The following is a 12286-nucleotide window of genomic DNA, read 5'->3' as shown; positions in this document are numbered from 1 at the left end:
CCCGATTTGACGTCCAGGCATACTACCGCCTCTATTTATAAAGTTTCTCTATCTCATCCGGTTCAGGCCGGTTCAAGTACCGGCAGTTTCCTCCGTTCAGGATAATACGGTCGTTGCTGTTTGTGATCTTTCCGATGACCGCCGGGGCCCTTCCTGCCGCTTCCAGCTCGCAGATCAGATCATTTCCGTTGTCTGCGGCCATCAGCATACATCCTCCGGATAAAAGTCCATAGGGATTCAGATCCAGCGCCTCGCAGATCTCAATGGTCTCCTGGCGCAGGGGGATCTTCCTCAGATGCACCGTCAGACCCACCTCATGGCGCTCCGCCATTTGCCACAATGCTGTCAATATACCGCCTTCCCTCACTTCTTGCATGGCTGTTTCACCATGCCGTCCCGCGACTGCGGCCTCCGGGGAATCCTTCAGGTATCCTAAAAAGGACTTGGCCGTTTCCAGCAAATCCCACGGAAGCGTCCGGGAAAGAAGCTCCTGCTCCATTTCCGCGGCTCTCACGGTTCCTTCCAGCGCTATGTAATTGGTAATGACGATATCCTGTCCCGGCTTCATGCGCGGTCCAGAATCCATTCCAGTACATTTTTTTTCCACAGCTTCTCCCGTCCGCCCATAAGGCTTACTTTCGCGTAAAAGAGGCCTCCGTTCTTTCAAGGAACGTGGCCTCTTTAGTATAGCACAATTAAAATCAGATTGCATCAGGATTCTCTCACTGTGTCACGACTCCGCAGTCGGATTCTCTGAAGGCGCAGGCGCTTCGGTGGGCGGCGCCGGAGTTGTGGTCGGTTCGGTAGGCGCTGCAGTCGTAGCTTCCGAAGGCGCCTCGGTAGGAGTTGTCGGAGCCTCTGTAGGCGCCGCAGTCGGAGCTTCCGTGGGCGCTGCATCCGGCCCTCTTCTCACCTTTCTCGGTGAAGCCCTGTATTTATCTGTATGAAGAAGGATCTTCTCCTGAAGGACACCGTCCACGTAAATCTCCTTAAATGCCTGGGCGGTCGCCTTCGGATAGGAGGAGGCCTGATCCACGACCTCCTGGCCAGGCGCCAGAGAAGGGTCTATGGTCACTTGCTCTCCTGAATCCTCCTTTTCCACATAGATACCGTAGAATTTAAGCGTCCTGTTGGCAGGACGGGTCTCCTTGCCCCAGATCCGGTATCCCACCTCTCCGCTACCAAGATAAGCCTCGATATAGATCGGGAAATCAAAATCATTGGTCAGCTCCAGGTCCTTGGATCCGCTGTCATTGATCGTGGCGTCCAGACCGACATCCGTATATCCGACGATCATGGAGTGATTGTACCGCTTGGACACATACATTTCCGCTTTCAGGGCCGCGTTATAGAGCGTAGTCGCCAGCTGACAGATGCCTCCGCCATAGCTCTGCTCATATCCGCCGTTGCTGTAGGCAATCGCCGTATCGTATCCGTTTTCCGCCGAAAACGGCGCCAGCGCGTCATGCATGGACCAGCTCTCGCCGGGCATCAGAAGCACTGCGTCCGTCAGCCGGACTCCAGTCTTTAAGTTCTTTCCTCTGCCTGATCCGGTGCCTCCGCTGTAGGAGGTGGCAAATTCACCGATGACATCCTGGACCTGCGAAAGCATTTCTGTGGTCCTGGAAGGCTGCTTCACCTGAGCGGCAGCGGCCACTGTGACATCTTCCTTATTCCAATTCTTCAAAGCACTTATGATAGAAGCCGCCGTCGTCTCCGCATTTACCTCGATGCCTGACTGGCTCTGGGTCACATTGAACCCGCTTCCGCTGCGTTCAAGCTCTGCGTTCACAGGCTCCACAGCCAGACCGGCCGTCTGCTCCGTCACAAAGCTCTTCACCGTATTTTCATCGATTGAAAACGACAGGTCGTATTTCTGATTACTCTGTTCCAGATCCTTTTTGGATTTATACCGGACGATCAGATTTCCGCTCTTTCCGAGCGTCACCGCTTCCATCACCATTTCCGATATTCCGTCCGCTTTGAGTCCCAGCTGGGCGATCGGCACCTGAATAGGGGCCACGTCGTCCGCCCCCTCCAGGGTGAGGGTCAGGGTCTTCTGCCCCAGCTCCTCCATGTGGGCCAATACGGCTTCCATGGCCTGGTCGGCGGTCATGCCGCTGACCTCTACATCGTCAATATATACGCCGTCAGCAATCACAGCATCCGCACCCAGCGGGCTTTTTTCCATCGCTTCCTTCAATGCTTCTTTGGGGTCTGCCGTGGTCTCTTCAGGCGTTGTCTCGGCGGCCGTCTCTTCGGGAGCGCTTGTCTCCTCCTGAGCACCCGATTCTTCTGTCTCCCCATTCTCTCCAGTGGCATAAGCCATTCCAGATACCAGCAGACTGGCAAGAAGGACCAGGACCAGCAACAATGCACATTTCTTTTTCATAAACTGATTCCCTTTCTTTTCAACACAGAACTATAACTGTCCTATAATGACTCATCCATTGTAACATAAGTTTTTGGATTTTCAAGCATAGTCATAGAATCTTAAAAGTATTGCAATAATTTTCATAAAATGGCGCCAAGTACCATCGGGATCACCATTCCCAGGACCAGCAGGACCGCCACTACCCCCACTATGATACGTTTTGCCTTCTGTTTCTTCACATTCATCATATCATTTTTCCTCCTGAACAGACTTGTTTTTATCCTTTTCTGATGCGCTCACTTCCGCGGCCGGACATAAATGGTTTAAAAAGCAGCTGCCGCACTGGGGATTCCTCGCCGGGCATATGCCGCGGCCGTGTGTGATGATCTGGATGTTATAAAGAATCCAGTGGTCTTTCGGCAGGATCTCCATCAGCTCATATTCTATCTTTTCCGGCTCTTCCGACTTCACAAATCCAAGCTTCCTTGATATCCGTTTTACATGAGTATCCACCACAATACTCGGTTCATTATATATGTTCCCGCGAATCACATTGGCCGTCTTTCTTCCCACCCCGGCTAAAGAAGTCAGGTCTTCTATGCTGCTCGGCACTTCTCCGCCGTATTCTTCAATCAGCCTCTTCGCGCAGGCAATGATATTTTTCGCTTTATTATGATAAAATCCGGTGGAATGGATATCCTGTTCCAGCTCCTTAAGATCCGCCCCGGCGAACTTTTCCAGGCTGTCATATTTCCGGAACAGCTTTTCCGTGACAATATTCACGCGGGCATCGGTACACTGGGCGCTGAGAATAACGGCAATCAAAAGCTGCCAGGCATTTTCATGATTCAGATAGCATTTATATTCTCTGGTATAATGTTCATCAAGCAACGCCAGAATTTGGTTCACCCGTTCTTTTTCTGTCATAATTCTTCCCTTCCTTTCTCCGGCCCATGCAGTATAAAAACCTCTGCATTGCCTGTCAGGGGATCTCTTTTCTCATAGTCAAACAGCCAGTACTCCTCTTTTTCCGTGAAAGGCGGAGCAAACCGTTCCACATGCTTTTTCCGTAAGAGCTGCTTCACCGGGACTCCGGGAAAATACGCCTCACACCGGCTGCGGATACATTCTTTATATCCTTCCTCCGGAACCGCAAAGCCAGGACGGCGCTTTGCATATTCTCTGAGATAATAATCCAAGGTCAGGATCTGACGGAACCGTTCTGTTTCTGCTTCAAAGCGTTCCGATATAAATTCCAGGAGAAACTGATACAAAGCCGCCCTTACATGCTTCTTCTTGTCCATCCCCAGGAGCCTGTACTGCCTTCCCAGTGCCTCATACATCCGGAACGGGCTCTCAAAGAGCGCCGACAGCGCCTCCATGGTGTTCTGGAACTGACAGCTGTTATAATAAATCTCCACCATCTGCTCCACTTCCTTCAGGCGGATGATATCCCCATGGGAAAGCCAGGCCGTAGACAGCACCTCGAAGGGAGCTTCGCTCTGATAAAGAATATGGTATTTTTCCGCGTCGTAGTACATGGGAGACCCTTTCAGCACCTTTAAAAACCCCAGCTGAAGCTGACTGGGTTCCATGGCATAGACCTCGTCAAAGGAATGTCCGAAGCTCTCATGATCCTCCCAGGGAAGCCCTGCGATCAGATCCAGATGCTGATGGACATTTCTCCCGTCTTTTATGCCTTTTACAACACTTCTGACTTTTTCCAGATCCATCTTCCGGCGGATGGCGCATATGGTACTGGGATTCACCGACTGCACGCCGATTTCCAGCTGGATCAGCCCCGGCCTCATGGTCCTGATCAAAGACAATTCCTCTTCATCCAAAAGATCCGCCGCTATCTCAAAATGAAAATTCGTGATTCCGTTGTCATGGTCCCGGATATATCTCCAAACGGCCATGGCATGGGATTTCCTGCAGTTAAACGTCCTGTCCACAAATTTCACCTGGGGCACTTTATTATCCAGAAAAAAAGCAAGCTCCCGCTCCACCAGGAACAGCGAACGGAACCGCAGCCTCTTGTCCACAGAAGAGAGGCAGTAGCTGCAGGAAAACGGACATCCTCTGCTCGTTTCGTAATAGACGATACGGTTTTCAAATTCCTTCATATCCTTATAGACAAAAGGAAGATCGTCCATATCCACAGGTTCCGCCGGTTCTGTGAAGCCTATCCTTCCTCCCGGCCCCCGGAAAGCACATCCGGAAGGCAGAGCGCTTCCCCAGAAGCAGTGCTTCAAAAGTCCCGGAAAGCTTCTTTCCCCTTCTCCGTAGAGGATTCCATCAGCCTCAGGGATCTCCTTAAGCCGTTCTTCCCATTCAAAGGATATTTCCGGCCCTCCCAGCCATATGGGAACATCCGGCCTGAGTTTTTTCAGGTCCTTCATCAGGGACTTTACGTATTGAATATTCCAAATATAGCAGGAAAAGCAGAGCATGTCCGCTTTTTTTATATAAATGTCATCCAGGATCTCAGAAGCCCTGTGGTTGATGGTATACTCCGCAAGCTCTGTCTCCAGTCCTTCCTTCTCCGCACATGCTTTCAGACTATATACTGCCAGATTGGAATGTATGTATTTTGCATTGATCGCGATCAGCAGACATTTCATTCAAGTATTCTACTTTCTTTAATGGCGGCCACAGCCTCATTTATTTTATCTTCATCCTGCACGAGGGCAAACCGGACATGTCCTTCCCCTGAGGGGCCGAACGCGCTGCCCGGCGTGGCGATGACTCCCGCCTTTTCCGCCAGCTCTTTTACAAAGGCCTCTGAGCTGTCATATTTTTCCGGAATATCCGCCCAGACAAACATCGTAGCAGGACACCGCTCCACTTTCCAGCCTATGGAACTCAGCCCGTCGCAGAGAAGGTCACGGCGTCTCTCATAAGCAGCCCTGGTCGTCTCCACACAAGACTGATCACCGGTGAGGGCAGCCACCGCCGCCTTCTGTATAGGAAGGAACATTCCATAATCCATATTGGATTTCAGCATCGCGAGGTTCTTTACCACCTCCCGGTTCCCCAAGCAGAAGCCAATCCTGGCGCCCGCCAGCCCATAGGTTTTAGACAGGGAATTGAATTCCACCCCAACTTCCTTCGCACCGGGATATTGAAGAAAGCTTCCGCAGGAAGCGCCGTCAAACACCAGTTCACTATAGGCGTTGTCGTGAAGCACTATAATGTCATACTTTTTTGCAAAGGCAATGGCCTCTTCATAAAAAGAATCCGGCGCCAGCACTGTCGTGGGATTGTTCGGATAAGAAATCAGCATGAATCTTGCCCGTCTGGCTGTCTCCTCCGGGATCTCGGACAAATCTATGACATAGCCCTTTTCCTTCCGCTGGGGCATGAAATACAGCTCCGCTCCTGCTATTCTGGGGCCGTCGGCAAATACCGGATAGCAGGGATCCGGCACCAGCATAAGGTCGCCCTCGTCCAGAATGGAAAGTGCAATGTGGGCGAGACCATCCTGAGAACCCAATAAGGACACAATCTCCGTATCCGGATCCAGCTCGACCTGATAACGCCTCCGGTACCATAAAGCTACAGCTTCTTTAAGCTCCTCCAGATCCTTGATCGCATAGATATAATTCCGTTTATCCTTTGACGCTTCCACAAGCGCGTCAATTATATGATCAGCAGGCGGAATGTTCGGAGCTCCCACGCTCATGTCGATCACATTCTTCCCTTCCGAAAGACGCCTGTCCTTTAGTTCCATCAGCGCAGAAAAAACTCCTTCGCCGAACTGCTCCATCCTCTTAGCAAATTTCATGTATCTCACCTTTTCGTTTAAAATAACGTATTTCCGTATTTACCGGAATACGGCGTTTCTGTTACCCATTATAGTTATTTGGATTTTATCCGTCAACTCTTCTCTTTACAGCCTCCTTCATTTTCCGTAAAAAACGACATTTATGAATTTTCCATAAAATTTCTAATAAAATCTTATGGTTGCAGACACAATTCCCTCACATTTAAGCAGTAAAACAAAATATACCTTTGAATATTTTTAAAACAAACTTGTCTTATGAAACAGATGAGACAGGAGGAAATCCGATTCCATCCAGGCGGCTCGCTGGCAGCCGTAACCAGAATTGTTACGGCCTCCGGTCGGTCCTTTCCAACTGACATGGATAAATCGATATTTTTCCATGTCAGATTCCAACAAAAATCCGCATGATATGCGATTTTTGCCTCCCTGCGGCCGGGAAAATTCTGCTAACGCCTTTGCGGCGCTCGCCTTACGATGGAATCGAATCCTTCCTCCCGCTCCTCCTGCCGCACCGAGATAAACTTCCGCATGTTTTGAAAACCATTAGGGCGGCCCACCGCAGCCCGCTGCCATAAGGCGCGCGGGCCGTGTGGATATCCGATTCTTTTCTGGAATCTAAGAAATGAAATTTGACCAGTATAGCGCGGCAGGCAGGCACCGGCAGAAAGATTCCGGGCCGGCCTAAAGGTGAGCACCGCAGGGCAGCGGCCGGTGTTCCCCTGGCGGAGGGAGGCAGAAACGGAAATACCGATTCCGTTTCTGAGCGAACGGGAGACGGGAAATCATAAAGATTTCCTGCCGACATGTGAGCGGTACTTCCGGAGCGGAGATAAAGCGGCCTCTGCATCGCCAGCGAACCGAAATCGTGACGGTCCGGAACTTCTTGCCGATGCTAAACTGGAACTTGATTGAAATTATCTGAAAATGTTCCAAAAAGTATTTTATATCATACCCAAGGGCACCCCTTAATTCATGCCCTACGGGCGGGCGCACTTCGTGCGTCAAGGTATACCCAAGGGCATCCCTTAATTCATGCCCTCTGGGCAGGCGCACTCCGTGCGGCAAGGTATGAAAACAAAAACAAGGAGACGAAAACCATGAAGAATGTCCTGGAATTATTGGAACGATCTGCCGAACAGGCTCCCTGCCATCCTGCGTTTTTTGATGATGGGCGTGCTGTTTCTTATCAAACACTTATGCAGGAAGCTCAGGCCATAGGCAGCGCGCTCCTGTCTCTTTCTGCCGAGCGGAAGCCTGTCGCTATTCTCATGGAAAAGAGCGCCCGCTGCATATCGGCCATGTTCGGTATCCTGTACTGCGGCGCGTTCTATGTGGTGATGGATCCGGATATGCCGGCTGACAGAATGGAAAAGATTTTCCGGGTTCTGTCGCCCGCGGCCATCCTGGCGGAGCAATCCTGTAAAGAGCATCTGGAATATCTGGCCTTTGCCGGTCCGGTATATTATTATGAGGACATTGTGGACACTCCTGTAGACCATCAGGGACTGTCCTCTATACGGGCCCGTTCCATCGACACAGACGCTGCGTACGCCCTGTTCACTTCCGGCTCCACAGGCCTTCCCAAGGGCACTGTGGTCTGCCACAGGAGCATCCTTGCCTACAGCCAGTGGGTGACCGGCACCTTCCATATTGATTCCGAAACGATATTCGGGAACCAGGCCCCGCTTTATTTCAGCATGTCGGTATTGGATATCTACGGCGCACTGCGGGCGGGTTCTTCCGTCTGCCTGATCCCGCGGAAGCTTTTCGCTTTTCCCGTCCGTCTGCTGGAATACATCCGTGACTGCCATATCAATACCATATACTGGGTTCCCTCTGCGCTCTGTCTTGTGACCGGCTGGAAAGCGCTGGATTATGTCCAAGTCCCTGAGCTCAGAAAGATACTGTTCGCGGGAGAAGTCATGTCCGTCAAGCATCTGAACCTGTGGCGTTCTCATCTGCCGGATGCGTATTTTGCCAATCTCTACGGCCCTACTGAAGTCACCGATATCTGTTCCTTCTACGAAGTGAATCGTTATTTTAATGAGGGGGAAAGCATTCCCATCGGAAGGGCCTGCGATAACTGCGGCCTTCTGGTCCTGACTGATGAAGGCAGAGAAGCCGGGCCCGATGAGGAAGGAGAACTGTGCGTCCGGGGTTCTTTCCTCGCCATGGGATATTACAATGATCCGGAGAAAACGGCAAAAGTCTTTGTTCAGAACCCTTTAAATCCCCATTATCCGGAATTAATCTATAAAACCGGAGATCTGGTCCGTTATAATGAGCGGGGAGAGCTTTTATATATCGGCCGGAAGGACTCCCAGATCAAGCGGATGGGATACCGGATTGAGCTTGGAGAAATCGAAGCCGCCGCGGATACATTGAAGGATATCAAATGCTGCGCCTGTATCTACGATGAGAAAAACGGGGACCTGTGCCTATTCTATGAAGGCAGGGCGGAGGAAGAGCCGCTGCGGCATGCCCTGTCCCGCAGGCTCCCCCACTACATGCTTCCTTCCAGGTTATTCCGCCTAAAATGCCTTCCCCACAATGCCAACGGAAAAATAGACCGTCTGGCTCTTCGTAAAGCTTATCAGAAAGGATGAAATCATTATGCTATTCCATAAAAAAGAGACTGCTTCCAAAAACGGCGAAACAAAAGTCGATAACAGGAGAGACTGCAGGTCATGCAGCGAGTCTGGAGAACTCCCTGGCATTTCCTGTCTGATCTCTATTTTGGAGAACATGAAGCCGGGAGTGGACTTCGCAAATGAGATCAGTCTCATTGACAGCCATATCCTGGATTCTGTGGATATCATGTCCCTGGCCATGGACATAGAAAAATATTTCCATGTGGAGGTCACCCCCCTGGAGATCGTGCCGGAGAACTTTCAGTCCGCCAACGCGATTTATGAGATGATACTCCGGCTGAACGCCGCCAGATAATGACCCGCGGAAATCATCAAAAAGGAGGACAGACATCATGTCGTATTCCACTGGGCTGTATCTGCTGTGCTTTCTGCCCTGCACCGCTCTCCTCTATTATCTGATCCCCCTGCGCTTCCGCTTCCTGGTGCTTCTGGCCTCCAGCTTTTTATTTTACCTGCTGGGAGACGGTTCCCTGCCTTTTTTCCTTTTGCTGTCCACTCTGATCGTCTACTTCGCCGCCCTCTTAATGGACCGCCTGGGAGATGGAGAGAAAAAAAAGAAAAAGAGGTTTCTCTGGGGAAGTATTCTTCTTTTATTCGGCCTTTTATTTTTCTTTAAATATTATAATTTTTTCAGCCGGAATGTGAATCTGCTGCTGGAACGGCTTTCATCCGGAAGAAAACTGCCCATTTTGTCCCTTCTCCTCCCCATGGGCATTTCTTTTTATACCCTGCAGGCTGCTTCCTATCTCATTGACGTCTCCAGGGGAAAATATCCCGCCGACCATAATTTCGGGCGTTTCCTCCTGTACATGTGTTTCTTTCCCCACATTATGGAAGGGCCGATCGCCCGTTATGATCAGCTGGGAGCTCAGGTTTATGAGGGCCATCGTCTTTCTTACGAAAATATAACCGGCGGCCTCCAGCTCATTCTGTGGGGACTTTTTAAAAAGCTTGTTATCGCGGACCGTGCCAACATGTTCGTAAATACCGTGTTTGACAACTGGCAAAATTATCATGGCTTTTATGTGCTTGCGGCGGCGCTTCTGTATACGCTTCAGCTTTATGCGGAGTTTTCCGGCTGCATGGATATCGCCGCCGGCAGCGCGCAGCTTTTCGGAATCCGGCTGGCTGAAAATTTCCGCCGTCCGTTTTCTTCCCGCTCCATCAATGAATTCTGGCAAAGATGGCACATCTCCCTCGGCTCCTGGCTGCGGGACTATGTTTTTTACGGCGTATCTCTGTCCCGTCCTTTCAAACACCTGATCCAATGGGCAAGGAAACGCCTCCCGGCCCATCTGGCGAAATGGTTCCCCGTCACCTGCGCTCTGTTTCTGGTCTGGTTTGGAAACGGCCTGTGGCATGGCGCCAGCTGGAAATATATTTTTTACGGACTGTACTACTTCTTCCTCCTGAGCCTGGGAACTCTGTTAGAGCCTCTGCTCCGGAATGTTCCCGGCCGCCTCGGCATTGATAAAAACAGCCTGGTATACCGCGGTTTTCAGCGGATACGTACCTTCAGCATCGTCGTGATCGGGATGCTTCTGTTCCGGGCCGCGAGCCTGAAAACAGGTCTTAAAATGATCTTCTCCATATTCCGCGGCTTTTCTCTGTCCGTCTTCGCCGACGGATCGATATTTAAAATGGGCTGTGACGGAGCTGACCTGATTGTTCTCTCCGCTGGCCTGATCATCATGGCTGCCGCGGGACACCTGAAGGAACGCGGGAAAGACCCGCGTAGGGAAATAGCCGCTCTCCCGCTTCCTGTGAGATGGGCCATTTATTATTCCGGAATTTTTTCCGTACTGGTCCTGGGAGCTTACGGCGCCGGTTATGCGGCGGTGGACTTCATCTATGCGCATTTTTGATAAGACAAAGTGAAATAAAAATAAAGAAAGAGGAGGAACCCTAGAATGAAACGACATCCGGCGCTGCGGCATATGGTCCGCGCCATCTCCTTTCTCTGCATCCTTTTTCTTCTTCTGACCGCGGCGGGTAATATCCTGGCCCCCAAGGACAATACTCATCTGGGCACTTATGACTATGGAGGCTTCTACGGGCTCCCAAAAAACACACTGGATACAGCGGTCATAGGGGACAGCAACGCTTCTGAAGGCATCGTAGTGCCGCAGCTGTGGGGAAACTACGGCTATACCTGTTATACCTCCGGCGGCGCCTGGCATGACGCCAGCCAGTCTTATCGGGCATTAAAAGAAATTCTCTCCTGTCAAAAGCCAAAGCTTGTCATTCTGGAAACCGATACGCTTTATCAGGGACGCGGTATTGCAGCCGCTGAGAATTCCCTGAAGACCATGCTGGAATCATGGTTTCCCTCCATTCGGTTTCATAACCGCTTTAAAGATCTGAAAGTCCAAGATTTCTTTTCTCCAAAAGACTATTCTTGGGTCCCCGAAATGCACGGCTACTCCTACCGGACAGAGATCACTCCATATTCCGGCGATTACATGGCCGATACGGGAGCGTCCGCTCCGCTGGACCCCACTCAGCTTTTTTATTTGAACCGTATCGTATCGCTCTGCCGGAAGCATGACATAAAGCTTCTGCTTCTCAGCGTTCCATCTCCCAACGGCTGGAGTATGGCTAAGCACAAGGCCGTCTCTGCATTTGCCGCAAGCCATGAAATACCCTTTCTGGATTACAACGCCGCTCTGGAGAACACGGGCATTGACTGGCAGACAGATACCAGGGATGCAACTCACCTGAACTACAGCGGAGCCCGAAAGGTGACCGCTTCGCTCGGAGAGTACCTCTCTCAGAATTACCGGCTGCCAGACCGCCGTGGTCAGGCCGGATATGAAAAATGGCAGGAGGATTATGAAGCCTGCCGGCGGACCGTCCCGGAAAGCTGAAAAAGGTTCCACGGCTCTGACACAGGGCGCGGCAAAACAGGAGGCCCCATCCGTTTCTTCCGGAAGGGGCCTCCTGTTCTTGTATCTATGTTAAGAGGAATGGAGCATTATCCCTCGATGGCAATATAACCTTTTTTCTCTTCAATGGCCTCATTCTTTTTCGGCACGGAAAGCTTCAAGATCCCGTCTTCAAATCTGGCCTGAATATCTTCCTCTTTTACCCTGTCTCCCACATAAAAGCTTCTGGAGCAGCTGCCCGCATAGCGTTCGCGTCGGATATATTTCCCTTCTTTATCCTTTTCCTCTTTGTCCAAGCCTTTTACCGCCTGAATCGTCAGATAACCATTTTCCAGGGTAGCCGACACATCTTCTTTCTTAAATCCCGGCAGATCGATCGCTACCTCGTAGCTGCCGTCTGTTTCCTTCACATCTGTCTTCATCAGATTTTTTTCGTTCTTCCCATACAGAGGACTGCGCCTTCCAAAGAAATCGTTTCCCCAAGGAAAATCCATCATTTCATCAAATAAATTTTCTCCAAAAATACTAGGCATCAACATAATTCATTCCTCCATTCTTTTCTATGTCATGGTGTTCTTACATCAACGGT

11 protein-coding genes are annotated in these 12286 nt (G+C 50.8%); 5 read left to right on the top strand and 6 right to left on the bottom strand.

The annotated features are described in order from the left end of the window. Positions 1 to 31 precede the first annotated feature (31 nt). From H9Q78_RS09430 to H9Q78_RS09410, 5 genes are all read right to left on the bottom strand, one after another. Positions 32 to 607: an AIR synthase-related protein gene (locus H9Q78_RS09430; protein ID WP_249301252.1), complete on the bottom strand. Its 576-nt coding sequence runs from the start codon at positions 605 to 607 to the stop codon at positions 32 to 34. Positions 608 to 730: 123 nt separating this feature from the next. Then, positions 731 to 2392 carry a VanW family protein gene (locus H9Q78_RS09425; protein WP_249301250.1) on the bottom strand — a complete coding sequence of 554 codons (1662 nt, stop codon included), beginning with the start codon at positions 2390 to 2392 and terminating at the stop codon, positions 731 to 733. A gap of 231 nt (positions 2393 to 2623) precedes the next feature. Continuing rightward, complete coding sequence (nth, locus tag H9Q78_RS09420) at positions 2624 to 3301, bottom strand: endonuclease III (protein ID WP_249301248.1); 678 nt, start codon at positions 3299 to 3301, stop codon at positions 2624 to 2626. Further along, on the bottom strand, positions 3298 to 4998 hold the full coding sequence (locus H9Q78_RS09415) for a B12-binding domain-containing radical SAM protein (RefSeq protein ID WP_249301246.1): 1701 nt from the start codon (positions 4996 to 4998) through the stop codon (positions 3298 to 3300). Before H9Q78_RS09415 ends, nth begins: the two co-directional genes overlap by 4 nt. Beyond that, complete coding sequence (locus H9Q78_RS09410; RefSeq protein ID WP_249301243.1) at positions 4995 to 6161, bottom strand: aminotransferase class I/II-fold pyridoxal phosphate-dependent enzyme; 1167 nt, start codon at positions 6159 to 6161, stop codon at positions 4995 to 4997. The genes H9Q78_RS09415 and H9Q78_RS09410 overlap by 4 nt, the downstream gene beginning before the upstream one ends. Before the next feature lie 687 nt (positions 6162 to 6848). Here H9Q78_RS09410 and H9Q78_RS09405 point away from each other — a divergent pair. From H9Q78_RS09405 to H9Q78_RS09385, 5 genes are all read left to right on the top strand, one after another. After that, positions 6849 to 7073: a hypothetical protein gene (locus H9Q78_RS09405; protein WP_249301241.1), complete on the top strand. Its 225-nt coding sequence runs from the start codon at positions 6849 to 6851 to the stop codon at positions 7071 to 7073. 185 nt (positions 7074 to 7258) lie between these two features. Continuing rightward, complete coding sequence (locus H9Q78_RS09400; RefSeq protein ID WP_249301239.1) at positions 7259 to 8767, top strand: amino acid adenylation domain-containing protein; 1509 nt, start codon at positions 7259 to 7261, stop codon at positions 8765 to 8767. Between the two features lie 7 nt (positions 8768 to 8774). After that, positions 8775 to 9107: an acyl carrier protein gene (locus H9Q78_RS09395; protein ID WP_249301237.1), complete on the top strand. Its 333-nt coding sequence runs from the start codon at positions 8775 to 8777 to the stop codon at positions 9105 to 9107. Between the two features lie 37 nt (positions 9108 to 9144). After that, positions 9145 to 10677 (top strand): MBOAT family O-acyltransferase, encoded by a 1533-nt coding sequence (locus H9Q78_RS09390; RefSeq protein WP_249301235.1) that lies wholly within the window; start codon positions 9145 to 9147, stop codon positions 10675 to 10677. Between the two features lie 45 nt (positions 10678 to 10722). After that, the gene (locus tag H9Q78_RS09385) at positions 10723 to 11679 is read left to right on the top strand and encodes a hypothetical protein (RefSeq protein ID WP_249301233.1); all 957 of its coding nucleotides are present in this window, start codon (positions 10723 to 10725) and stop codon (positions 11677 to 11679) included. A 107-nt stretch (positions 11680 to 11786) separates the two neighbouring features. On the opposite strand, the gene H9Q78_RS09380 is transcribed toward H9Q78_RS09385, so the two are convergent. After that, positions 11787 to 12236, bottom strand: a complete 450-nt coding sequence (locus H9Q78_RS09380) for an Hsp20/alpha crystallin family protein (RefSeq protein WP_249301231.1) — start codon at positions 12234 to 12236, stop codon at positions 11787 to 11789. Positions 12237 to 12286: the final 50 nt, after the last annotated feature.

Source organism: Qiania dongpingensis (genome assembly GCF_014337195.1).
Taxonomy (GTDB): Bacteria; Bacillota; Clostridia; order Lachnospirales; family Lachnospiraceae; genus Lientehia; species Lientehia dongpingensis.
This window is presented reverse-complemented; position numbering and strand designations above follow the sequence as displayed.

Coding starts and splice junctions, on each gene's coding strand:
- H9Q78_RS09425 (WP_249301250.1), bottom strand. CDS start 2,392: ATGAAAAAGAAATGTGCATTGTTGCTGGTCCTGGTCCTTCTTGCCAGT.
- nth (WP_249301248.1), bottom strand. CDS start 3,301: ATGACAGAAAAAGAACGGGTGAACCAAATTCTGGCGTTGCTTGATGAA.
- H9Q78_RS09415 (WP_249301246.1), bottom strand. CDS start 4,998: ATGAAATGTCTGCTGATCGCGATCAATGCAAAATACATACATTCCAAT.
- H9Q78_RS09410 (WP_249301243.1), bottom strand. CDS start 6,161: ATGAAATTTGCTAAGAGGATGGAGCAGTTCGGCGAAGGAGTTTTTTCT.
- H9Q78_RS09400 (WP_249301239.1), top strand. CDS start 7,259: ATGAAGAATGTCCTGGAATTATTGGAACGATCTGCCGAACAGGCTCCC.
- H9Q78_RS09395 (WP_249301237.1), top strand. CDS start 8,775: ATGCTATTCCATAAAAAAGAGACTGCTTCCAAAAACGGCGAAACAAAA.
- H9Q78_RS09390 (WP_249301235.1), top strand. CDS start 9,145: ATGTCGTATTCCACTGGGCTGTATCTGCTGTGCTTTCTGCCCTGCACC.
- H9Q78_RS09385 (WP_249301233.1), top strand. CDS start 10,723: ATGAAACGACATCCGGCGCTGCGGCATATGGTCCGCGCCATCTCCTTT.
- H9Q78_RS09380 (WP_249301231.1), bottom strand. CDS start 12,236: ATGTTGATGCCTAGTATTTTTGGAGAAAATTTATTTGATGAAATGATG.